The sequence below is a fragment of the Klebsiella sp. M5al genome, from assembly GCF_002090195.1.
GTDB lineage: Bacteria > Pseudomonadota > Gammaproteobacteria > Enterobacterales > Enterobacteriaceae > Klebsiella > Klebsiella grimontii.
The window spans coordinates 4120733-4143861 of sequence record NZ_CP020657.1; the positions used below are offsets into that span (position 1 = coordinate 4120733).

Consider the following 23129-nt stretch of genomic DNA (forward strand, 5'->3'; position numbering starts at 1 on the left):
GATATCGGGGCGGGCAACCGCAAACGGCCCGCGACTGTCGTCAGGCGATCTGCTGATACTCTTTGGCAATCTCGCAGGCCAGAATGGCGTTGTTGAAGACCAGCTGAATGTTGGATTTCAGGCTATCGCCGCCGGTCAGCTCCGCAACGCGCGCCAGCAGGAACGGCGTGCTCGCTTTACCCACTACGCCCTGCTCTTCCGCCTCCTTCACCGCCTGATTGATGGCGGCATTGATTTTCTCTTCCGGCATCGCGAACGCTTCAGGAATAGGATTTGCTACCACCATGCCGCCATTCAGACCCGACTGCCATTTCACCGCCATCGCTTTGGCGATGTCTTTGGCGCTATTGAGGCGAATGCTGACGTCAAACGGGCTGGTTCGGCAGAAGAATGCCGGCAGCGCCGAAGTTTGATAACCAATAAGCGGAACGCCAAACGTTTCTAAATACTCGGTGGTTAAACCGAGATCGAGAATAGATTTCGCACCGGCACAGACCACGGTAACGTTGGTATTAGCGAGCTCCTGTAAATCGGCGGAAATATCAAACGTGTGCTCGGCGCCACGATGTACGCCGCCGATACCGCCGGTCGCAAAGACTTTAATTCCGGCCATCGCCGCAATAATCATGGTAGACGCCACGGTAGTCGCGCCATTTAATCCTGCGGCGACAACAAAGGGTAAATCACGACGACTGACTTTGGCGACGTTATGTCCTTCGCGGCCCAAAAGTTCAATTTCTTCGCGGCTTAAGCCCACTTTCATTACGCCATGAATAATCGCAATGGTTGCCGGCACCGCTCCCTGGCGACGAATAGTTTCTTCTACTTCCAGCGCCGTTTGCGCATTTTCCGGAAACGGCATGCCGTGAGAAATAATGGTCGATTCCAACGCCACTATCGGCTGATTGTTTTTTAATGCCTGCTGAACTTCCGCAGAGACCTGTAATAATTCAGAGGAAATATTTAATTCAGACATATTCTTTCTCCACTACCTTTTTTACGTTGGCGTAAGATAATTCAGGGTTATTGGTGAATTCCGATGAAAGCGCCAAAGAAGAGCATCCCTGAGCAAACTTCACCGCTTGCGAAAATGAGCAGCCGTCGAGCCAGCAGCAGGCAAGACCGGCCATCATCGCGTCACCGGCGCCGGTGACATTGACAACCTGGGTTTTCAGCGGCGCGGACCAGCCGCGTTCCCCATCTCTCTCGCTGTAGTAAACGCCATCGCCGCCCATGCTCAGCACCAGGCGTTTCAGGCCATGATGGTGAAACCAGTCGGCTACGCGAGCCACATCGTCAGTGCCGGACAGCGCGATGCCGCTCAGCGTTTCTGCCTCAATCCGGTTCGGTTTCAGGGTGTGAATACGCCCCAGGTGCTGGCTGATTTTCACGCATTTCCAGGCTGAAACCGGGTCAACAAAAATGGGCGTTGAGCCGCTATTTTCCATCAACCAGGCCAGCGCCGACTCGCTAATATTACAGTCAACGACAATCACCGCGGCACCGCAGATAAAATCTTGATGCTGCCTTAAAAAGGCCGGCGTAATATGCTCAGTGATGCTCATATCATTAATCGCCACCAGCATTTCACCGGTATTATCAAGCAGCGACAAATAGCTTGATGTGCCTTCACCCGGGATTATCTGACATTTATCGACGTGAACCCCGGACTGGGCCGTTTGTTTTAATAATGAATGACCATAAAAATCGTCACCAACAACGGATAATAGCCACGCCGTTTTATTCAACAAGGCAATATTTTGCGCAATGTTGCGCCCCACGCCGCCGGGAGTATATTTTATTTTCCCAGGATTAGAATCAGCGTAGTTTAGCGACACATTGGAATAGCCAGCCACATCCATGTTTGCCGATCCAATAATCACAACGTAATCATTTTCAGGCATAAAAATACCCTCCAGCATAAAAAACGCTATGGCAGTAGAATTATTTAATATCAGGAAATAAACACCTCACGATTCACAGCCCCTCATTTAAACACATGTTTGAATGTGAACATGTGTTTATGGTAAGCGGAATAATTTTAAAGTAAAGAGAGGCAAAATAGGATTTTCATATGAACATGAACACAATCACAAAATTTGGCCAGTATGGTTTTTAAACAGTTTAAAAATGCGAAGGAGAGCACATACGGCGGGATAGGCGGAGGAGGGATACGGCATAAAAAAAGGGCAGAGAAGACTCTGCCCTTGAGAAGCGTTTGCTACGTCGATCAGGCGGCTTGAACTTCAGGACGTTTCAGCACCGCGTAGGAGAGACCTGCGACCAGCGTACCGACCACAATCGCCATCAGGTAGCCAAGCACCGGCGTAATCGCACCAGGGATCAGCAGGACGAACAGACCGCCGTGCGGCGCCATCAGCTTCGCGCCAACCCACATGGACATCGCGCCGGTCACCGCGCCGCCAACGATACAGCAAGGCAGGACGCGCATCGGGTCACGGGCGGCGAATGGAATCGCCCCTTCGGTGATAAAGCACAGACCGAGAACCAGCGCGGCCTTTCCGCCTTCCTGCTGCGCTTTGTCGAACTTTTTACGCGCAATCAGCGTCGCCAGGCCCAGGGCCAGCGGTGGAACCATACCCGCCGCCATGATGGCCGCCATCGGCGCATAAGTCTGGGTACTCAGCAGGCCAACACCAAACGCGTAGGCCGCTTTGTTCACCGGACCGCCCATATCGGTACACATCATACCGCCGAGGATCGCACCGAGCAGAACCGCGTTCGCCGTGCCCATAGTTTGCAGCCAGTGGGTCAGACCTTCGAGGATCCCGGCAACGGGTTTACCAATCAGGTAAATCATCGCCAGACCGACGATCAGGCTGGAAACCAGCGGAATGATCAGGATCGGTTTCAGCGCTTCCATACTTTGCGGCAGCTTCAGCTTCGTACTGATCGCTTTCGCCACATAACCGGCAAGGAAACCGGCGATAATACCGCCGATAAAGCCAGAACCGGTGCTCACCGCCAGCATACCGCCGATAAGACCCGGCGTCAGGCCAGGACGGTCAGCGATAGAGAAGGCAATAAAGCCCGCCAGAACCGGTACCATCAGCGCGAAGGCTGAGCCACCGCCGATTTGCATCAGCGCCGCGGCCAGGGTGTCTTTCACCTCAAAGGCTTTAATACCAAAAGCGAAGGAGAGCGCGATACACAGACCGCCCGCCACCACCATCGGCAGCATGTACGACACGCCGGTCAGCAGGTGGCGATAGGCGCCCGCAGACTCTTTTTTGCCTTCCGCCGCGGCCTGGGATTTACCCGCAGGCTGATACGGTTTCGCTTCAACCACGGCTTTATCCAGCTCCTGCGCGGTTTTCTTCAGCGCCAGACCGGTGGTGGTGCGATACATCGGCTTACCGGCGAATTTCGCCAGATCCACTTCGATATCGGCAGCGACGACTACCAGATCCGCCTGTTCAACCTCTTCCGGGGTGATTGCATTGCCCGCGCCTACGGAGCCGCGCGTTTCAACCTTCACCCACCAGCCGCGTTTTTTAGCTTCAGTTTCAATCGCTTCCGCCGCCATAAAGGTGTGCGCGACGCCGGTCGGGCAAGCGGTGACCGCCACAATGCGTTTTGGGCCGTTAGCCGCAGTCGGCAACGCAGCAGCGGTCGGAGCGGCGTAAGGCGTCGCGTGGCTTTTGGCTTCCCCGAGGAACAGCTCCGGGTGAGCCACGGCGCGGTTGATATCGCCGAGATACACCTTTTTGCCGTTCAGCGCGCTGTCGGCCGGCAGCGCCGTGCCCAGCACAATCGCCAGCTCAGCGTCGTTTGGGTTATCAATCAGTTCGAGTTGCGCTTTTTGCGCCGCGGTGCTTAACAGGGTCTTCGCCATATAGGCGCGGGCCTGTCCAAGCCCGGCATCAATAATCAGCAGCGTTTTCATTATGCCTCTCCTGCTGTTAATTAAAGGGTTGTAAGTCGACGCGCGCCATCATTGCGGCCAACTGGGTACGATCGGTAATACCGACATTGCTCTGACTCACCGCCAGCGCGGCGACTGCCGTTGCCAGGCGCAGCGTATGTTCGCTGGACTCACGCATCAGCAGGCCATAAATCAGGCCGCCAACCATAGAGTCGCCGGCGCCAACGGTGCTAACCACTTCAACGGAAGGCGGTTTGGCAATCCATTCTCCGGATGCGTTGACCCACAGGGCGCCTTCTTCGCCAAGAGAGATAACCACGTGGGCGATCCCCTGCTCACGCAGCGCATGAGCGGCTTCAATGACATCTTTCATCTCAGGCAGCTTGCGGCCAGCCCAGATTTCCAGCTCGCGACGGTTAGGTTTCACCAACCACGGCGCCGCTTTCAGCCCCGCAACCAGCGCTTCTCGGCTGCTATCAAAAATGATGCACGGGCACTGGCTACGCAGACGGGTCATCCAGTCGGTGAACGCTTCCGGGCTCACGCCGGACGGCAGGCTGCCGCTTACGCAGACCATATCGAACTGGCCCAGCCAGCTCAGAGAATCGTTAACAAAACGCTCCCAGTCGCCCGGCGTCACTTCAAAGCCGGAGAAGTTAAAGTCGGTGACTTCGCCATCTTTCTCAGTCAGCTTGACGTTGATACGGGTACGGCCCTGAACGACCTGAAAACGGTTTGCGATGCCCAATTCACTGAACAGCTGCTGAAAACCATCCTGATTGTCTTTACCGAGGAAACCGCCAACGGTGACGTCGATACCGAGATCTTTCAGCACTTTTGCAACGTTGATCCCCTTCCCTGCGGCGTGCAAACCGGTGGTGCGAACGAGGTTAACCTCGCCGCGTTCAATTTCCGGGGTAAAACCCACCAGGTCATAGGCCGGGTTTAAAGTAATCGTTGCGACACGTCTGCTCATTTATGCGCCCTCCCCAAGGCCTGCGGCGATCGCTTCGCCAATCGCATCCAGCGCCTGCTGCGCATCTTCACCCTGCGCGGTAAAGCGCAAGCGGTGACCTTTCTTCACGCCCAGCGCCACGACTTTCATCAGGCTGCGGCCGTTTGCCGGTTTGCCCGAACCATCAAGGTTGGTGACGGTAATGTCGCTGGAGAATTGTTTAATGGTATTAACCAGCATCGTGCCGGGACGCGCGTGCAGCCCGTGCTCATTGCGGATAACGTATTCCGCGCTGAGAACATCTTCGGCAATCGCATCGTCGCTGGTCAGGAGAGCCAGCAGCGTGGCGCCATCAGCCTTCAGCAAGCGGTCAGCTTTTTTATCCAGGAGCAGATTGCTCAGGCGATTAAGCACCGCCGTCGGCTGGTCATCGGCCATCGCGACGGTGATCAGCAGAGAAACCGGCTGCTCATCGCTGGTGAAGGCGTTGGCCGCGCGGCTGACGGCAACGGCGCTGCGCAGGTTGCCTTCGGTGCTGTCGTTCAGCCAGATGCCCTGACCAAGGTTCAGCGGTTTATCATTAATCGTACGGCTAACAAAGGAAGCATCGACGGCGCCGGCTTCTTTCAGCCGCGCGGCGTTCAGCGCCTGCAGGGTCAGCAAATCGCTGGCCGCAACGTCCAGGGTCAGCGTCTCGTTATCCAGCTTCAGCGCTTCGCTCTGCTTTTCGCCCATCAGCAGGGCGCGCAGCTCTTCGGCGGTCGTCGCGGACTTAAGCTGTTCAGCCACGGAGTCGTCGCTCAGCACGTGGGTCAGCTGACGCAGCAGCCCAAGGTGTTCATCCGAGCTGGCGGCGATACCGATGGCGACGTAGGCGGTTTGCCCTTCGCCCCAGGTCACGCCCTGAGGGAACTGGTAAACCTGAACGCCGGTTTTCAGCACCTGGTCGCGGGTGTCGGTGGTACCGTGCGGAATCGCAATACCGTTCCCCAGAAAAGTGGAGGTTTGCTGCTCGCGAGCCAGCATCCCGTTGACGTAGCCGTCTGCCACGTTGCCCGCGCTGACCAGCGCGGAGGCAACCTGACGAATAGCCTCTTCTTTATTACCGGCCTGCTGACCGGGATGAATATCCTGTACAGATAACTGGAACATGGTTCTCCTCTCCTGCTGAATTGAATCGTTTCAGCTACTTTGAGAAAAAATGCGTCATCTACCTGCCGGAGAATCTCCCGATGACGCTGAAACGTTTCAAGAAGTCTGTACCTTTATTAGCCATCAGGCAAGGAAAGTTGGAATCCTGATAACAGAAGTTAGAGATACAGCACACTTTTGCTGAAGCGGGAGCGCCGAGACCGGCAAAACTTCAGCTTTCTGCTGAAGTTTGATTTTGAAACGTCTTTTTGATTTATTCGTGCCCTGGTACTGTTCATTTTCTGAGTGACGGCGTAAACTCCGCGACTCCTGAAAACCGATGAACGCCGACATGCAAAACAGTAGCGCCGCCCTGCCACGACGCGGGTTTGATCTCACCTCTTCCGCCTTTCTGATCGTCGCCTTCCTGACGGGTATCGCCGGGGCACTCCAGACGCCGACGTTGAGCCTGTTTCTGACTAACGAGGTTCACGTCCGACCGGCGATGGTCGGCTTCTTTTTTACCGGCAGCGCGGTGATCGGCATTCTGGTAAGCCAGTTCCTCGCCGGGCGTTCGGATCGCAAAGGCGACCGCAAGCGGCTGATCGTCTTCTGCTGCCTGATGGGCGTGCTAGCCTGCGTGCTCTTCGCCTGGAACCGTAACTACTTTATTTTGCTGTTCGTCGGCGTATTTCTCAGCAGCTTCGGCTCCACCGCGAACCCACAGATGTTTGCCCTCGCCCGCGAGCATGCGGACAAAACGGGCCGCGAGGCGGTCATGTTTAGCTCGATTCTGCGCGCTCAGGTGTCGCTGGCATGGGTTATTGGGCCGCCGCTGGCCTACGCGCTGGCGATGGGTTTCGGCTTTACCGTGATGTATCTCAGCGCGGCGGTCGCCTTTGTGGTCTGCGGCGCGATGGTCTGGTTTTTTCTTCCCAGCATGCGTAAAGAGCCGAAGATCGCTACGGGCCATCTCGAAGCGCCGCGCACCAACCGCCGCGACGCGCTGCTGCTGTTTATCATCTGTACGCTGATGTGGGGAATCAACAGCCTGTACATCATTAATATGCCGCTGTTTATCATCAATGAGCTGCATTTATCGGAAAAGCTGGCGGGAGTCATGATGGGCACCGCCGCCGGGCTGGAGATCCCGACCATGCTGATTGCGGGCTACTATGCCAAACGCTTCGGCAAACGCTTCCTGATGCGCATTTCGGCGGTGGCCGGCGTGCTGTTTTACGTTGGCATGCTAACCGTGCATACCCCCGGACTGCTGCTGGCCCTGCAGGCGCTGAACGCCATTTTCATCGGCATTCTCGCCGGTATCGGCATGCTCTATTTTCAGGATCTGATGCCCGGACAGGCGGGTGCGGCCACTACGCTTTATACCAATACCACGCGCGTTGGCTGGATTATCGCCGGTTCGCTGGCGGGCGTCGTCGCGGAAATCTGGAGCTATCACGCCGTCTTCTGGATTGCGCTGGTGATGGGCATCGCCACTCAGGCCTGCCTGTGGCGTATTAAAGACGTTTAAAGGATGTTCGCGCCGGCTTGCGTCGTCACGATGAAGTGCTCAGTTCAAGATGAAGCAGCCAGATCATGGCGTCATCGCGATTGGTGGCACACATTTCCGCTTCCGGCTTCAGGCTGGCGCATACTTTCGGCCTTAACGGCGAGCCAAAAATATGACACAGGTTATTTTCCGATAGCTGTACGCAGCGGGTGTTTGCCGGCTTGCCCTGCGGCATGCCCGGGATAGGGCTGGAGATAGAAGGAGCGATACAGCAAGCTCCGCATTCAGGGCGGCATTCCATAATCGACTCTTCCGATAACGCGTTTAGCAGCCCAGCCTAAACGTTTTGCCTGAAGATAGCAAAACAGGCGAATTCCACTTGCCTGAAAGGCCCGGCGCGAGTAGTTTTACGCGATATTTTCGACCCTTTAAGTGACAGGATGACTGCAATGCCAAGAGCGAATGAAATTAAAAAAGGTATGGTGCTGAATTACAACGGCAAACTGCTGATTGTTAAAAATATTGATATTCAGTCACCGAGCGCCCGCGGCGCAGCGACGCTGTACAAAATGCGTTTCTCCGATGTGCGCACCGGCCTGAAAGTGGAAGAACGCTTTAAAGGCGACGACATCGTCGATACCGTCACCCTGACCCGCCGCTTCGTTGACTTCTCCTATATCGATGGCTACGAATACGTCTTTATGGATAAAGAAGATTACACCCCGTATATCTTCACCAAAGAGCAGATCGAAGAAGAGCTGCTGTTTATGCCGGAAGGCGGCATGCCGGATATGCAGGTTCTGACCTGGGACGGCCAGCTGCTGGCGCTGGAGCTGCCGCAGACCGTGGATCTGGAAATCGTAGAGACGGCGCCGGGTATCAAAGGCGCATCCGCAAGCGCCCGTAACAAACCGGCGACGCTGAGCACCGGCCTGGTCGTTCAGGTGCCTGAATACCTGAGCGCGGGCGAGCGCATTCGTATCCATATCGAAGAGAGCCGCTACATGGGCCGCGCGGACTAAACTCTGCGTTTGCAACATCATAAAGGGCAGCCAGCGGCTGTCCTTTTTTTCGCACCTTATCCGCAGCGCCTGGCCCTCTCTCTGCTGGCAACGTTGCTCTCCCTTCACACGCCGCAAAGTTGTTATACCAAAAATAATTAAACTGTCGCTCCTTTCCGCCATTAAGCGCGCCCGCTTTTCAAGCCAGCCGGGTAGCCAGCCAAAAAATGATGACCGAGCTCACATTAAGCGGATAAACAAGGCTCACCAATTTAATTTGTTGTCATATAACTTTACACTGGGAATGTTAATTATCCGTTAATCAGGTGTGTTAAGAATGACTACCATAGCTACGGCTACGCTGCCGGAAGGCGTACAGCTCCCTCAATATGACCGCAGCCAGCTGCGTTCGCGTATTGTGCATTTTGGTTTCGGCGCGTTTCATCGCGCGCACCAGGCGCTCCTCACCGATCGGGTGCTTAACGCCGGCGGCGGGGACTGGGGAATTTGTGAGATCAGCCTGTTCAGCGGCGATCGGCTGATGAGCCAGCTTCGCCAGCAGGACCACCTGTTTACCGTGCTGGAAAAAGGCGCCGAGGGCAATCAGCCAATCGTGGTCGGCGCCGTCCATGAATGCCTGAACGCAAAACTGGATTCGCTGGCCGCGATTATTGAGAAATTTTGCGAACCGCAGGTCGCCATCGTCTCTCTGACCATCACCGAAAAAGGCTACTGCATCGATCCGGCCAGCGGCCTGCTGGACATGACGCAGCCGCGCATTATCCACGATCTGCAAAACCCGACGCTGCCGCAATCGGTTCCCGGCATTCTGGTCGAAGCCTTATCGCGCCGCCGTCAGCGTGAACTACCGCCGTTTACCGTCCTCTCCTGCGATAACATCCCCAACAACGGGCATGTGGTGAAAAACGCCGTGCTGGGAATGGCCGAAAAACGGAGCCCGGAGCTGGCGCAGTGGATCGCCGAGCGCGTCAGCTTTCCCGGCACCATGGTTGACCGCATTGTGCCAGCCGCCACCGATGAATCGCTGGCGGAAATTAGCGCCGCGTTGGGCGTAGAAGACCCCTGCGCTATCAGCTGCGAACCCTTTATTCAGTGGGTTATCGAAGATAACTTCGTTGCCGGACGCCCGGCGTGGGAAACCGCGGGCGTTCAGATGACCGATGACGTACTGCCGTGGGAACAGATGAAGCTGCGGATGCTCAACGGCAGCCACTCGTTCCTCGCCTGGCTTGGCTATCTGGCGGGTCATGCGCATATTAGCGACTGCATGCAGGATCCGATTTTCCGCAGCGCCGCCTACCGCCTGATGCTTGACGAACAGGCGCCGACCTTATCTATCCAGGGCGTGGATCTGACGGCGTATGCTGACAGCCTGATCGAACGCTTCAGCAATCCGGCGCTGAAGCATCGCACCTGGCAAATCGCCATGGACGGCAGCCAGAAGCTGCCGCAACGTATGCTTGACGGTATTCGCGTCCACCTTGCGCAAGGCAGCCACTGGCCGCTGCTGGCGCTCGGCGTCGCGGGCTGGATGCGCTACGTCAGCGGTATTGACGATGGCGGAAATGCGATTGATATTCGCGATCCGCTGGCCGATAAGATACAGAAACTGGTCTCCGCCAGCGATGAACACCAGCGCGTGGCGGCCCTGCTTACGCTTGAGGAGATCTTCGGCCGCGACCTGCCGCAGGATCCGCAGTTTGTCGCTTACATCACCGCCGCATGGCATCAGCTTGCCGCCTTTGGCGCGCGTCAGGCGATTGCCGGCACGCTGAACGCTTAACAATAACTGCCTTTTAGCGGACAGAATCCCCTTCTGTCCGCGCTAAGTCTTCTCTTTCTCCCTTTTTTTCGTCAGGATAGGCGTAACTGTTACAACATTACATTTATCCTGGAGAAAAAGTGACCAAAACCAACTTGATCACGGGGTTTCTCGGCAGCGGCAAAACCACGACGATTCTGCATCTGCTGGCCAATAAGCCCGCGGATGAAAAATGGGCCGTGCTGGTCAACGAGTTTGGTGAAGTGGGTATTGACGGCGCGCTGCTGGCGGAAAGCGGCGCGCTGCTCAAAGAGATCCCCGGCGGCTGTATGTGCTGCGTAAACGGCCTGCCGATGCAGGTCGGGCTCAATACCCTGCTACGCCAGGGCAAACCCGATCGCCTGCTGATAGAACCCACCGGGCTGGGCCATCCTAAACAGATCCTCGATATGCTGACCGCCGCGGTATACGAGCCGTGGATCGACCTGCGCGCTACCCTGTGCGTGCTGGACCCGCGCCAGCTGCTGGACGAAAAAGCGGTGACCAACGACAACTTTCGTGACCAGCTGGCGGCCGCTGACGTTATTATCAGCAATAAAGCCGACCGCTCGACGGAGGAGAGTCAACGCGCCTTTGCCGCATGGTGGCAAGCCTACGCAGGCGATCGCCGATTCGTCAGCGCCACGCGGGGTAATATCGACCCGGCGCTGCTTGATTTACCGCGCCGCAACCTTGCGCCGCTCCCCGCCAGCGCCGAACACGCCCACGGCCACGAGCAGAAACAAGGCCTTGCGGCACTGAGCCTCCCCGCCCATCAGCGCTGGCGCCGCAGCCTCAATAGCGGTCAGGGCTATCACGCCTGCGGCTGGATTTTTGACGCTGAAACCGTTTTCGACACCGTTGCCCTGCTCGAATGGGCGCGCCTGGCGCCGGTCGGGCGCGTCAAAGGCGTTATGCGCATTGCGGAGGGGCTGGTACGGATCAATCGTCAACAGCTTGATCTGCATATTGAGACGCAGAACGTCTCCCCACCCGACAGCCGCATCGAGCTGATTGCCGATACTGAGACGGACTGGAACGCACTGCAGGCCTCCTTGTTGAGGATTCGTTTAAGTTAAGACGGCTATGGTTGCCGTCGTTTACCCAATACATGATAGTTATGATTAAAAATCGAATTCCCCTTATCCTGCTGCTGAACGCGGCGGGTATAGCGCTTTTTTGTTCATGGTACCTTCCCGTTAACCATGGTTTCTGGAATCCGCTGGACTCAGCGATCTTCTATTTCTTTAATCACCTGGTTGGCGTGAGCACCGCCTATACCTGGCTGCTGGCGATTATCAATAACCGCGCCTTTGACGCCTGCTCGCTACTGGCGATGGGCAGCCTGATGCTGAGCTTCTGGTTCAAAGAGCAGAGCGCCGGACGCCGCCGGGTGATTATCATCGGCCTGGTGATGCTGCTGGCTGCCGTCATTATCAATCAGCTGGCCCAGCACCTGATGCCGGTTAAGCGCGCCAGCCCTTCGCTCTCTTTTACCGACATCACCAAAGTGAGCGATGTGATCTCATTCCCCACCAAAGACGCTTCAAAAGATAGCTTCCCGGGCGATCACGGGATGATGCTGCTGATATTTGCGTCATTTATGTGGCGTTATTTTGGTCGCCGGGCGTTTGCTATCGCGCTGGTGATATTCGTGGTGTTCGCTTTCCCACGCGTGATGATTGGCGCCCACTGGTTTACCGATATTGCAGTCGGCTCATTAACGGCGGTGCTCATTGGCGCCCCCTGGGTATTGATGACCTCATTGAGCGATAAGGTTATTGCCTTATTTGAGCGCCACCTTCCGGGTAGAAAAGCAAAAAATTAAATCTATCTTTACAATTAATTAATATCATTCATAAGGGATCGTTCTGGGTCCCTTTTTTTGCCCGCGCCTGTTTTCTCATCACGTATCATCTTCCTGTCATATTAATCATCTTAAAAATGAGTAAATTGCGTATTTTTTACCCACCACTGCCGCTATTTTGTCCTTTGCCGATGATTCACTTTTTGTCGCAAAAATACTTATAAGAAAATGCGTAAAACCGCTCGCCATCCCCCGGTTGATCGGGTAACCTCAATCTCGTTTTGCCTCGTCAGCAACATCAATTCATAGAATGAATAAATTTGTGCGTGACTCCACAGTTTTATGCTTACGGAATTGTCTCATTGCGACCAGGTAATTAGGCTCTAACACGTTTGGCATTTTTTATAACGACATTGTCGTTAAGGACAACAAGGGATAACACACAGCATGGTCAAATCTCAGCCGATTTTGAGATATATCTTGCGGGTCGCCCCCGCGATTGCAGTTGCGGTTCTGCTTTCCGCGTGTAGTTCAAATAGTACCGCCAGAAATATGCATTCTGAGACGCTTGCTGTGGGTAGTGGCGATTTATCATCACTGCAAGCCTCTCAGGATGAATTTGAAACGATGGTCCGCAACCTGGACGTGAAGTCCCGCTTGATGGATCAGTATGCCAGCTGGAAGGGCGTGCGTTACCGCCTCGGCGGCAGCACCCGTAAAGGCATCGATTGTTCCGCCTTTGTGCAACGGACTTTCCGTGAACAGTTTGGCCTGGAACTGCCGCGCTCCACTTCAGAGCAGCAGGATTCCGGAAAATCGATCAGCCGCGCCCAGCTGCGTACCGGTGATTTAGTTCTGTTCCGCGCCGGCTCCACGGGCCGCCACGTTGGTATCTATATCGGCAACAATCAGTTTGTTCATGCATCCACCAGCAGCGGTGTGACCATTTCAAGCATGGATGAGCCATACTGGAAAAAGCGCTATAACGAAGCGCGACGCGTTCTGAGCCGTTCGTAATCGTCTTCTGCCGTTGGTTAATCCCTTGGCCAACGGAAGAAACAAAAAAACACTGCCGAGGCGGTGTTTTTTTTTGCTCGCCAGCCAATAAACTTCGTAAAATAAGCTATGTCTTTAAGCAGGGATAGAAAAAGCGTTTTTCTATCAGCCCTTTGGCGCACATCAACAATACGGACTGACTATATAGCCTATGCCTACCCGTCACCTCGCTCCCCGGCGAAAAAACTGGCTGACCAGTATATGTATTGGAATAGCCGTCGCCCTGCTGGCCGGTAGCATCCAGTTTATGGTGATTTATCACAACCGGGCGGAGCGTTTCGACGCCATTATTAACAACGTCCATACCTATCTGCAGGACTATTTTCACGATTTAAATCAGACTATCCACGGCCTGCAGCCGCTGGTCGATGAGCCATGTGAGAACGTTGCCTCAGGCTTAACCGCCCATGCGGCCTTCAGCCCAAACGTACGCGCCGTCCTGCTGGTCAAAAATGGCCTCGCGTTTTGTTCCTCCGCTACAGGCGCGATGAGTACGCCCTTAACCCAGCTCATACCGCAGCTTGATGTTACTCAAGCGGTCGATATGGCGATTCTGCCCGGGACGCCAATGATGCCCAAAAGCGCCGCGCTGGCGTTGTGGGTTCGTAGCCCCCACGGCGGGAAAGACGGTATTTTTGTCTCGATTAATGCCAACCTGACGCCCTATATCCTCTATTCAGCGCGACAGAATGATTTCAGCGGCCTGGCGCTGGCCATTAAGGACGTCGCCATTTCCACCTTCAGTAACCAGCTCATCGACCCGCAGACCCTGCTCTCGCCGCCTATTCGCCAGACGCAAATTGACGGCCTGCCGCTGAAAGTCTATCTCTACGCCAACAGCTGGCTGGCGGAGAATACGCAGTTCGCTCTGCTGCTGGGCGTCGTGTGCGGACTGCTGGCCGGACTTTTAAGCTACTACGTTCTCACCATTAAGTCGGACCCGCGTAAAGAGCTTCTGCTGGCCATCAAAAACGATCAGTTTTACGTGGTCTATCAACCGGTGGTGAGGTCAGAGACGCTACAAATCAGCGGCGTTGAGGTGCTGATGCGCTGGCGGCATCCGGTGGCCGGCGAGATCCCTCCCGATGTCTTTATCAACCTTGCAGAAACCCAGCAGATCATCGTTCCGCTTACCCGCCATCTCTTAACGTTGATTGCGCAGGATGCGCCTGTTCTGCAAACGCTCCTGCCCGCCGGAAGCAAGCTGGGGATCAATATTTCCCCCATTCACCTACACGCCGGGAGCTTTCAGCAGGATCTGCAGCGATTTACCGCCGCTATGCCGACCGACCATTTTAGCGTGGTGCTGGAAATCACCGAGCGCGCGATGATCGATAAAAATCGTTCCTTAGAAAACTTCGACTGGCTGCACGAGCAGGGTTTTGAAATTGCGATTGATGATTTCGGTACCGGCCATAGCGCGCTAATTTATCTGGAACGCTATAACTTTGATTACCTGAAGATAGACCGCGGCTTCGTACAGGCTATCGGCACGGAGACCGTGACCTCGCCGGTGCTGGACGCGGTTATCACCCTAAGCCGCCGGCTGAAGCTCACCACCGTCGCCGAAGGCGTGGAAACGCAGGAGCAGGCGGAATGGCTGCGCGATCATGGGGTAAATTATTTGCAGGGATACTGGCTAAGCCGGCCGCTGACGCTGGAAGCGCTGATCGCCGCCCATGATGAACCGGCGAAATATTTCCCAACCCGCTAAGTGTCCTTTATTATTTGCTATCAGAGGCCGGGCCGTTTCAGGCCCGGCATGGGAGGACGAGATCCTGGTTATTTTTGCGCGCATCAGCCTGATACTGCTGACCTTATTTAGCCTGCAGAGCCAGGCGCAAACCATTAAAGAGAGCGACAGGTTCGCGATTATCGGCGAGCCGAAATACGCCGCAGGCTTTACCCATTACGATTATGCCAATCCCGCCGCGCCTAAGGGCGGCGCAATTACCCTCGCCGCCATCGGTACCTTTGATAATTTCAACCGCTACGCCATGCGCGGCAACCCGGGTATTCGTACCGAAAGCTTATACGATACGCTCTTCACCACCTCTGACGATGAGCCCGGCAGCTACTATCCGCTGATTGCCGAGCATGCGCGCTACGCCGATGATTTTTCGTGGATGGAGATTACGCTCAATCCGCGCGCCCGCTACCACGACGGCAGCCCCATCACCGCCAGCGATGTCGCGTTTACCTTCCAGAAGTTTATGACCGAAGGGGTACCGCAGTTTCGCCTCTATTATAAAGGCACCCGCGTAAAAGCCATCGCTCCGCTCACCGTGCGCATTGATTTAGCCGCCCCGGGCAAAGAGAACATGCTTAGCCTGATGACGCTGCCCGTTATGCCGGAAAAATACTGGAAGAATCATAAGCTCAGCGACCCGCTCTCTGCGCCGCCGCTGGCCAGCGGCCCGTATCGCATCACCGCCTGGCGCATGGGCCAGTACATTACCTACTCGCGGGTAAAGGACTACTGGGCTGCCGATTTGCCGGTCAACCGCGGGCGCTGGAATTTCGACTCGCTGCGCTACGACTATTACCTGGATGACAACGTTGCTTTCGAAGCCTTTAAGGCCGGCGCCGTCGACCGCCGCGAAGAGAACGTTGCCAAAAACTGGGCGACCCGCTACGTTGGACGAAACTTTACCCACGGCTATATCGTCAAAGACGAATACACCAACACCTCGGCGCAGAACACGCAGTGGCTGGCGTTTAATATTCAGCGCCCGGTATTTTCCGATCGCCGGGTGCGCGAAGCCATCACCCTCGCCTTTGATTTTGAATGGATGAATAAGGCGCTGTTCTATGGCTCCTACAGCCGCGCCAACAGCTTCTTTCAGAATACCGAATACGCGGCGCGCGATTATCCGGATGCCGACGAGCTGGCGCTGCTGACGCCGCTGAAAAAAGAGATCCCGGCCGAAGTCTTCACGCAGATATACCGGCCGCCAATTTCCAGCGGCGATGGTTTCGCTCGCGCAAACCTGCTGAAAGCGGATGCCATCCTTAACCAGGCGGGGTGGATAGTGAAAAACCAGCGCCGGGTGAATGCGAAGAGCGGCAAACCGTTACGCTTTGAGCTGCTGCTTCCCTCCGGCAGCAGCGATCGCTGGGTCCTGCCCTTTCAGCACAATCTTCAGCGGCTCGGCATCGTTATGGATATCCGCCAGGTCGACAACTCCCAGTACAGCAACCGCAAGCGCAGTCGGGATTACGACATGATGCCAAACGTCTGGCGCGCCACGCCCTGGCCCGACACCGGCCTGCAAGTCTCCTGGGACTCCCAATATATTAACTCCAGCTACAACGCCTCTGGGGTCCAAAGCCCGGCCGTCGACCAGCTCATCGCGCAGATTATTCGCTGGCAGGGTAATAAAGAAAAGCTGCTGCCGCTGGGCCGGGCTCTCGACCGCGTGCTGACGTGGAACTATTACATGCTGCCGATGTGGTATATGGCCCAGGACCGAACCGCATACTGGGACAAATTCTCCTTCCCGCAGACCCGCGCGATCTACTCCTCCGGTTTCGAAAACGGGTGGTACGACGCAAGCAAAGCGGCCAGACTCCCCGCGGACAGACGCTAAGGAATTAAGATGGGTGCATATCTGCTCCGCCGACTACTGCTCATCATCCCCACCCTGTGGGCGATTATCACCATTAACTTTTTTATTGTGCAGATTGCGCCCGGCGGCCCGGTCGATCAGGCGATTGCGGCGATTGAGTTCGGCGATCGCGGCGGCTTGCCCGGCGCCGGTGACGGCGGGATGGCCGCCAGCCATGCGCGTACCGGCGTCAGCAACATCAGCGATGGGCACTATCGCGGCGGGCGCGGGCTGGACCCGGAAGTGATTGCCGAGATAACCCACCGCTACGGCTTTGATAAGCCTCTGTACGAGCGCTATTTTAAAATGCTCGGAGATTACCTGCGCTTTGATTTTGGCGATAGCCTGTTTCGTAGCTCATCGGTGCTGCAGCTGATTAAAGACAGCCTGCCGGTCTCTATCACCCTGGGCTTATGGAGTACGCTCATTATCTATCTGGTGTCGATTCCGCTGGGGATCCGTAAAGCGGTCAGCAACGGCAGCCATTTTGACGTCTGGAGCAGTACGCTGATTATTATCGGCTATGCGATCCCAGCGTTCCTGTTCGCCATTTTGCTGATCGTTATCTTTGCCGGCGGCAGCTATTTCGATCTCTTTCCGCTACGCGGGCTGGTGTCCGCCAACTTCGACAGCCTGCCGTGGTACCAAAAAATCCTCGACTATCTCTGGCATATCACCCTACCGGTGCTGGCAACGGTGATCGGCGGTTTTGCCGCCCTCACGATGCTGACCAAAAACAGCTTTCTTGATGAGATCCGCAAGCAGTACGTGGTTACCGCCCGCGCCAAGGGGGTAAGCGAAAAGCAGATCCTCTGGGGACACGTGTTTCGCAACGCGATGCTGCTGGTGATCGCCGGTTTCCCGGCTACCTTTATCAGCATGTTTTTTACCGGCTCGCTGCTGATTGAAGTGATGTTCTCGCTTAACGGACTGGGGCTGCTGGGCTATGAAGCCACCGTATCTCGCGATTACCCGGTCATGTTCGGCACGCTGTATATTTTTACCCTGATTGGCCTGCTGCTGAATATCATCAGCGATATCAGCTATACGCTGGTCGATCCGCGTATCGATTTTGAGGGCCGCTAATGTCATTTTTTAGTCCCGTCAATCAGGCTCGCTGGGCGCGTTTTCGCCACAACCGCCGCGGCTACTGGTCGCTATGGATCTTTTTAGCGCTTTTCGCCTGTAGCCTGTGCGCCGAGCTGATTGCTAACGATAAGCCGCTACTCGTCCAGTACCGCGGCAGCCTCTACGTCCCGCTCCTGAAAAACTACAGCGAGACCACCTTCGGCGGCAGCTTTGCCACCGCCGCCGACTATCAGGACCCGTGGCTGCAAAAGCGGCTGGACGATAACGGCTGGGCCCTGTGGGCGCCGGTTCGGTTCGGCGCGACGACCATAAATTTCGCCACCGATGCGCCCTTCCCTTCGCCGCCGTCAGCCCAGAACTGGCTTGGCACCGATGCCAACGGCGGGGACGTGCTGGCGCGAATTCTGTACGGTACGCGCATTTCCATTCTCTTTGGTCTGCTGCTGACCTTCTTCTCCAGCGTGCTGGGCGTGATGGCCGGCGCCGTTCAGGGCTATTACGGTGGAAAGATTGACCTCTGGGGACAGCGGTTTATCGAGGTATGGTCGGGAATGCCGACGCTGTTTCTGATTATCCTGCTCTCAAGCGTTGTGCAGGCCAACTTCTGGTGGCTGCTGGCCATTACCGTGCTGTTCGGCTGGATGACGCTGGTCGGCGTCGTCCGCGCCGAGTTCCTGCGCACCCGTAACTATGATTATATCCGCGCCGCGCAGGCGCTTGGCGTCAGCGATCGCGCGATTATTCTGCGCCATATGCTGCCTAACGCCATGGTCGCCACCCTGACCTTCCTGCCGTTCATTCTGTGCAGTTCGATAACCACCCTGACCTCGCTCGATTTTCTCGGCTTTGGCCTGCCGCTGGGCTCTCCTTCGCTGGGTGAACTGCTGTTGCAGGGTAAAAACAACCTTCAGGCGCCCTGGCTGGGCATCGCCGCCTTTCTGTCGGTGGCGGTGCTGCTGACGTTATTGATTTTTATTGGTGAGGCGGTTCGCGATGCCTTTGACCCAAGCAAGGCGGTGTAGCATGACGCAACCTCTGTTAGATATCGATAACCTCTCCATCGCCTTTCGCCAGCAGGGAGAAACCACCTCCGTCGTCAGCGAACTGTCGCTGCAGATTGCCGTCGGCGAGACCCTGGCGCTGGTCGGCGAGTCCGGCTCCGGTAAGAGCGTAACCGCGCTATCGGTGCTGCGGCTGCTCCCGTCGCCGCCGGTCAGCTATCCCACCGGCGATATCCGCTTTCACGGTCAGTCGCTGCTGCACGCGGATGAGCGCACCCTGCGCGGCGTGCGCGGTAACCGCATCGCGATGATCTTCCAGGAGCCGATGGTTTCGCTTAATCCGCTGCATACCCTGGAAAAACAGCTGTACGAAGTGCTCTCCTTGCATCGCGGGATGCGTAAAGAAGCGGCGCGCGGAGAAATCCTCGACTGCCTGGAGCGCGTCGGGATCCGCAATGCGCCCCGGCGGCTGGCTGACTATCCGCATCAGCTGTCCGGCGGCGAGCGCCAGCGGGTGATGATCGCCATGGCGCTATTGACCCGCCCGGAGCTGCTTATCGCCGACGAACCCACTACCGCGCTGGACGTCTCGGTGCAGGCGCAAATCCTCACGCTACTGCGCGAGCTGAAGCAAGAGTTAAATATGGGGCTGCTGTTTATCACCCATAACCTGAGCATCGTTCGTCAGCTCGCCGATCGCGTCGCGGTGATGCAGAACGGCCGCTGCGTCGAACAAAACGGCTGCCAGGCGCTGTTTTTCGCCCCCGAACACCCTTATACCCGCCGCCTGCTGGACAGCGAGCCGTCGGGCGATCCCGTCCCGCTCGCGCCCGATGCCCCGGTATTACTGCGGGCGGAAAACTTGAGTATCGCCTTTCCGATACGTAAAGGTCTGCTGCGACGGGTTGTCGATCATAACCGCGTCGTTAATGCCGTCAGCTTTCATTTGCGCGCGGGAGAAACGCTGGGGCTGGTCGGCGAGTCAGGATCGGGCAAAAGCACCACCGGGCTGGCGCTTCTGCGTCTGATTCATTCCGCTGGCGCGATCGCCTTTGACGGTGAGGCGCTTCAGGGACGCAACCGTCAGCAAATGCTGCCGCTGCGTCGCCGCATGCAGGTGGTGTTTCAGGACCCTAACTCATCGTTAAACCCGCGGCTCAACGTGCTGCAAATTATTGAAGAGGGACTGCGCGTTCATCAGCCGACGCTCACGCCCGCCGAACGGGAACAGGCGGTGATTCAGGCGATGCAGGAGGTAGGTCTCGATCCGCAATCCCGGCATCGCTACCCTGCCGCCTTCTCCGGCGGCCAGCGTCAGCGCATCGCTATCGCCAGGGCGCTGGTCGTCAAACCGCAGCTTATTGTGCTGGATGAGCCCACCTCATCGCTGGATAAAACCGTGCAGGCGCAAATCCTCGCGCTGCTGAAGACGTTACAGCAAAAGCATCAGCTGGCCTATATTTTTATCAGCCATGATTTACGCGTCGTGCGGGCGCTGTGTCATCAGGTGATGGTGCTGCGGCAGGGAGAAGTCGTCGAGCAGGGTGAGTGCGAGCGCGTATTTACCGCTCCGCAGCAGGAGTATACCCGTCAGCTGCTGGCGTTGAGCTGACGGTCAGAAGGGGTTGTTGCCGGAGAAGGGTTCAGCAATCGCCACGCCGAAATTTTTCAGGCGACAGGTCGCGGCAAATTCGTCCTGACGGTTAACAAACAGGCACGGTTCCCCTTCGCATTCCACGACAGAACTGTCGACCTCAATGTCGCTAAGGGCCTGGCTGAGTTTATGCATGACCGGCCACGCGCTTTCGCCATCGGGGCTGAGTAGTTTCAACGCCACGAGGCTGTTTTCACTCTGCGAGCCGTTTTGCGGAATCGGTTCAACTCTTGAACCTGCAAAACCGGCCAGCCAGCGATAGCTCTGCGGCAGACGGTGTACGATAGAGAGTTGCAGTGTATTCACGTGTTTACCCCGGAAGCAAAATACTTCACAATAATTTTACATCAATACTAACACATTATTGACAACTAGTCCTGATCCTGCACAGAAAACGCTTACACCAGTGGCATAGCCGTGTTATTGGTTTGTAATGTAAAAGTTTATAATTGTGCAGGTGGAACATCTTCGGGCTATATGTACCCGTTTCTGTGATCTAAAACAACTTTTTTATCGCAATCATGCGACTTTTAGAGCGATTTGATTTTACATAAAATAAACAAATTACTGAACTGAGAAGCCGGCTTCGGTTGATATGCATCAAAAAAAGGGGCGATATCGCCCCCTGAAAGTCGCTTAGCGCGCGGCTTTGCGCCGTCGGCTGGCGTAGAGATAAAAGAGGATGGAGCTGCTGGCGCAGAAGGCGATGGAAATCAGCATTGGCCAGGCGGTGGTAAACGTTGCCATCGATAGCAGCGCGCCGACAATGGCGCCAATGCCGAAACGGAAAGTGCCTGCCAGCGAGGACGCGGTCCCCGCCATATGCGGAAACTCATCAAGAATCACCGCCATCGCGTTGGAAGAGACCATCGAAACGCAGCCGATGAACGCCGCTACGCCAAACACCAGCGCCCAAAAACCCACGTCAAACAGCGCGCACACCACCATCCATACCGCCATGGCAAACTGGATCCACAGCCCGGCGCGGAACATATTCAGCGCCCCAACCCGCCGCACAAACCGGCTGTTGATCATGGTCATGACAAACAGGAAGACGACGTTCAGCGCAAAATAGTAGCCAAAGTGCTGCGGCGAAACGTGGTTAATATTGATATACACAAACGGGCCGGCGCTCAGAAACGAGAACATCCCGGCGAAGCTAAAGCCGCTTGCCAGCATATAGCTGAGCACCCGCTTATGGCGAAACAGGGTCGCGAAGTTGCCTAGCGTAGTACGAATGTGAAACTTCTGCCGGCGTTCCGGCGGCAGGGTCTCGCTAATAAAGAACGCGATCATCGCCGAGGCTAAAAGAGCAGCCAGCGCGAGGATCCAGAAGATCGCATGCCAGCTAAACCACACCAGTACAGCGCCGCCGACCATCGGCGCCACCAGCGGCGCGACGGTCGTCACCAGCATGACGAACGACATCATCCGCGAGAACTCTTCTTTGGGATAGATATCGCGCATCAGGGCGTTAATCACCACGCTCGCCGCCGCGGCCGCCAGACCGTGGAAAAAGCGCATGGTAATCAGCATATCGATAGTCTGCGACAGCGCGCAGGCCACCGCCGCCGCGGCAAAAACCAGCGTACCGCCAAGAATAACTGGCTTACGCCCTAAGCTGTCCGCCATCGGGCCATACAACAGCTGGCCGAGGGCAAAGCCCAGAATATAGGTGCTCAGCGTCATCTGCGCGCTGCCGTCCGGCACGTTAAACTGCGCCGCGATCACCGGCAGCGCCGGAAGATACATATCAATCGACAGCGGCATTAACATCGCCAGCAGGCCAAGAATAAACACAATCCCTAATGAAGAATTCTGCTTTGCCGTCACGTTTTACTCCGCGCATGTTGGCCGCCGACGCTGGCAATTTCAGCTTCCGTCAGCGGACGATACTCACCGGGCGCCAGCGCCGCATCAAGCGCAATGTCGCCAATACGTTCGCGATGCAGGCCCACTACATGGTTACCCACCGCGGCAAACATTCGCTTAACCTGATGATAGCGCCCTTCGCTAATGGTCAGGCGGACCTCGGTCGGGGTCACGACTTCCAGCACCGCCGGTTTGGTCAGCTCTTTCTCATTATGCAGCTGAACGCCTTTGGCAAACTGCTCGGCGGTCGTCTCGTCAACCGGGTTTTCCAGCGTCACCAGATAGGTTTTTTCACAATGATGGCGAGGAGAAGTAATGCGGTGAGACCACTGACCGTCGTCGGTCATCAGCACCAGCCCGGTCGTGTCGATATCCAGGCGACCCGCGGCATGCAGCTTGTGCGCCACCGGCACGTCGAGGAAATAAAGCACCGTCGGATGATCCGGATCGTCGGTGGAACACACGTAACCCTGCGGCTTGTTAAGCATAAAGTAGCGCGGGCCGTTCTGCTGAACCAGCGTATTGCCGTCGTACTCGACGTCGTGCTCCGGCAGAAGCTTGAAGGAAGTGTCTTTTACAATGTCGCCGTCCACGGTAACGCGGCTGCCGCGGATTTCACGCCCGGCAATAGCCCGGCTAACGCCAAGTTGCTGAGCGATAAACTTATCAAGTCGCATGAGATTTTTTTAGCCTGTAAGAGTGCTGGAGCGGGCAACGCGCCCGAAAAAGAAGAA

20 protein-coding genes are annotated in these 23129 nt (G+C 56.2%); 11 read left to right on the forward strand and 9 right to left on the reverse strand.

Annotated features, from left to right (window positions below; translation table 11 throughout):
* Positions 1–40 precede the first annotated feature (40 nt).
* The 5 genes from BWI76_RS19715 to fruB all read right to left on the reverse strand — a co-directional run bounded on the left by BWI76_RS19715 (position 41) and on the right by fruB (position 5993).
* Complete coding sequence (locus BWI76_RS19715) at positions 41–976, reverse strand: pseudouridine-5'-phosphate glycosidase (RefSeq protein ID WP_004870373.1); 936 nt, start codon at positions 974–976, stop codon at positions 41–43.
* On the reverse strand, positions 969–1904 hold the full coding sequence (locus BWI76_RS19720; protein WP_024359213.1) for a pseudouridine kinase: 936 nt from the start codon (positions 1902–1904) through the stop codon (positions 969–971). Before BWI76_RS19720 ends, BWI76_RS19715 begins: the two co-directional genes overlap by 8 nt.
* A 326-nt stretch (positions 1905–2230) precedes the next feature.
* Positions 2231–3907, reverse strand: a complete 1677-nt coding sequence (fruA, locus tag BWI76_RS19725; protein ID WP_004870369.1) for a PTS fructose transporter subunit IIBC — start codon at positions 3905–3907, stop codon at positions 2231–2233.
* A 16-nt stretch (positions 3908–3923) separates the two neighbouring features.
* Positions 3924–4862, reverse strand: a complete 939-nt coding sequence (fruK, locus tag BWI76_RS19730; protein WP_004103928.1) for a 1-phosphofructokinase — start codon at positions 4860–4862, stop codon at positions 3924–3926.
* Positions 4863–5993: a fused PTS fructose transporter subunit IIA/HPr protein gene (gene fruB / locus BWI76_RS19735; RefSeq protein ID WP_004870368.1), complete on the reverse strand. Its 1131-nt coding sequence runs from the start codon at positions 5991–5993 to the stop codon at positions 4863–4865.
* A gap of 331 nt (positions 5994–6324) precedes the next feature.
* On the opposite strand from fruB, the gene setB reads away from it, so the two are divergent.
* Positions 6325–7506: a sugar efflux transporter SetB gene (gene setB / locus BWI76_RS19740; RefSeq protein ID WP_004870366.1), complete on the forward strand. Its 1182-nt coding sequence runs from the start codon at positions 6325–6327 to the stop codon at positions 7504–7506.
* A gap of 25 nt (positions 7507–7531) precedes the next feature.
* On the opposite strand, the gene BWI76_RS19745 is transcribed toward setB, so the two are convergent.
* Positions 7532–7786 (reverse strand): YkgJ family cysteine cluster protein, encoded by a 255-nt coding sequence (locus tag BWI76_RS19745; protein WP_004870363.1) that lies wholly within the window; start codon positions 7784–7786, stop codon positions 7532–7534.
* A 148-nt stretch (positions 7787–7934) separates the two neighbouring features.
* Between BWI76_RS19745 and yeiP the strand changes: the two genes are divergently transcribed.
* From yeiP to yejF, 10 genes are all read left to right on the forward strand, one after another.
* Entirely contained in the window at positions 7935–8507 is a 573-nt protein-coding gene (gene yeiP / locus BWI76_RS19750; RefSeq protein WP_004870361.1) for an elongation factor P-like protein YeiP, read from the forward strand.
* A gap of 316 nt (positions 8508–8823) precedes the next feature.
* On the forward strand, positions 8824–10290 hold the full coding sequence (locus tag BWI76_RS19755) for a mannitol dehydrogenase family protein (RefSeq protein ID WP_064371601.1): 1467 nt from the start codon (positions 8824–8826) through the stop codon (positions 10288–10290).
* Between the two features lie 119 nt (positions 10291–10409).
* Positions 10410–11387 (forward strand): CobW family GTP-binding protein, encoded by a 978-nt coding sequence (locus BWI76_RS19760; RefSeq protein WP_024359216.1) that lies wholly within the window; start codon positions 10410–10412, stop codon positions 11385–11387.
* 35 nt (positions 11388–11422) lie between these two features.
* Complete coding sequence (locus BWI76_RS19765; RefSeq protein ID WP_024359217.1) at positions 11423–12136, forward strand: phosphatase PAP2 family protein; 714 nt, start codon at positions 11423–11425, stop codon at positions 12134–12136.
* Between the two features lie 426 nt (positions 12137–12562).
* Positions 12563–13132 (forward strand): bifunctional murein DD-endopeptidase/murein LD-carboxypeptidase, encoded by a 570-nt coding sequence (gene mepS, locus BWI76_RS19770; RefSeq protein WP_004122922.1) that lies wholly within the window; start codon positions 12563–12565, stop codon positions 13130–13132.
* 190 nt (positions 13133–13322) lie between these two features.
* Entirely contained in the window at positions 13323–14885 is a 1563-nt protein-coding gene (locus BWI76_RS19775; RefSeq protein WP_049099723.1) for a cyclic di-GMP phosphodiesterase, read from the forward strand.
* A 70-nt stretch (positions 14886–14955) separates the two neighbouring features.
* The gene (locus BWI76_RS19780) at positions 14956–16761 is read left to right on the forward strand and encodes an extracellular solute-binding protein (RefSeq protein ID WP_064371653.1); all 1806 of its coding nucleotides are present in this window, start codon (positions 14956–14958) and stop codon (positions 16759–16761) included.
* Positions 16762–16770: 9 nt separating this feature from the next.
* Positions 16771–17865, forward strand: coding sequence for a microcin C ABC transporter permease YejB (locus BWI76_RS19785; protein ID WP_004132450.1), 1095 nt, complete (start codon positions 16771–16773; stop codon positions 17863–17865).
* Positions 17865–18890 carry an ABC transporter permease gene (locus BWI76_RS19790; protein ID WP_004132447.1) on the forward strand — a complete coding sequence of 342 codons (1026 nt, stop codon included), beginning with the start codon at positions 17865–17867 and terminating at the stop codon, positions 18888–18890. Before BWI76_RS19785 ends, BWI76_RS19790 begins: the two co-directional genes overlap by 1 nt.
* A gap of 1 nt (position 18891) precedes the next feature.
* On the forward strand, positions 18892–20481 hold the full coding sequence (gene yejF, locus BWI76_RS19795) for a microcin C ABC transporter ATP-binding protein YejF (protein WP_049086090.1): 1590 nt from the start codon (positions 18892–18894) through the stop codon (positions 20479–20481).
* 3 nt (positions 20482–20484) lie between these two features.
* On the opposite strand, the gene BWI76_RS19800 is transcribed toward yejF, so the two are convergent.
* The 3 genes from BWI76_RS19800 to rsuA form a co-directional block, all read right to left on the reverse strand.
* Complete coding sequence (locus tag BWI76_RS19800) at positions 20485–20829, reverse strand: YejG family protein (protein ID WP_004133916.1); 345 nt, start codon at positions 20827–20829, stop codon at positions 20485–20487.
* Positions 20830–21159: 330 nt separating this feature from the next.
* Positions 21160–22356, reverse strand: a complete 1197-nt coding sequence (locus BWI76_RS19805; protein WP_004122939.1) for a Bcr/CflA family multidrug efflux MFS transporter — start codon at positions 22354–22356, stop codon at positions 21160–21162.
* A complete protein-coding gene (gene rsuA / locus BWI76_RS19810; protein WP_024359222.1) occupies positions 22353–23072 on the reverse strand; it encodes a 16S rRNA pseudouridine(516) synthase RsuA in 720 nt (239 codons plus the stop codon). The genes BWI76_RS19805 and rsuA overlap by 4 nt, the downstream gene beginning before the upstream one ends.
* Positions 23073–23129: the final 57 nt, after the last annotated feature.

Bases quoted from the DNA above. Each gene is read 5' to 3' on its own strand.
- BWI76_RS19790 (WP_004132447.1), top strand. From the start codon at position 17,865: ATGTCATTTTTTAGTCCCGTCAATCAGGCTCGCTGGGCGCGTTTTCGC.
- fruA (WP_004870369.1), bottom strand. From the start codon at position 3,907: ATGAAAACGCTGCTGATTATTGATGCCGGGCTTGGACAGGCCCGCGCC.
- BWI76_RS19755 (WP_064371601.1), top strand. From the start codon at position 8,824: ATGACTACCATAGCTACGGCTACGCTGCCGGAAGGCGTACAGCTCCCT.
- setB (WP_004870366.1), top strand. From the start codon at position 6,325: ATGCAAAACAGTAGCGCCGCCCTGCCACGACGCGGGTTTGATCTCACC.
- fruB (WP_004870368.1), bottom strand. From the start codon at position 5,993: ATGTTCCAGTTATCTGTACAGGATATTCATCCCGGTCAGCAGGCCGGT.
- BWI76_RS19785 (WP_004132450.1), top strand. From the start codon at position 16,771: ATGGGTGCATATCTGCTCCGCCGACTACTGCTCATCATCCCCACCCTG.
- BWI76_RS19745 (WP_004870363.1), bottom strand. From the start codon at position 7,786: ATGGAATGCCGCCCTGAATGCGGAGCTTGCTGTATCGCTCCTTCTATC.
- BWI76_RS19775 (WP_049099723.1), top strand. From the start codon at position 13,323: ATGCCTACCCGTCACCTCGCTCCCCGGCGAAAAAACTGGCTGACCAGT.
- fruK (WP_004103928.1), bottom strand. From the start codon at position 4,862: ATGAGCAGACGTGTCGCAACGATTACTTTAAACCCGGCCTATGACCTG.
- rsuA (WP_024359222.1), bottom strand. From the start codon at position 23,072: ATGCGACTTGATAAGTTTATCGCTCAGCAACTTGGCGTTAGCCGGGCT.
- mepS (WP_004122922.1), top strand. From the start codon at position 12,563: ATGGTCAAATCTCAGCCGATTTTGAGATATATCTTGCGGGTCGCCCCC.
- BWI76_RS19715 (WP_004870373.1), bottom strand. From the start codon at position 976: ATGTCTGAATTAAATATTTCCTCTGAATTATTACAGGTCTCTGCGGAA.
- yeiP (WP_004870361.1), top strand. From the start codon at position 7,935: ATGCCAAGAGCGAATGAAATTAAAAAAGGTATGGTGCTGAATTACAAC.
- BWI76_RS19720 (WP_024359213.1), bottom strand. From the start codon at position 1,904: ATGCCTGAAAATGATTACGTTGTGATTATTGGATCGGCAAACATGGAT.
- yejF (WP_049086090.1), top strand. From the start codon at position 18,892: ATGACGCAACCTCTGTTAGATATCGATAACCTCTCCATCGCCTTTCGC.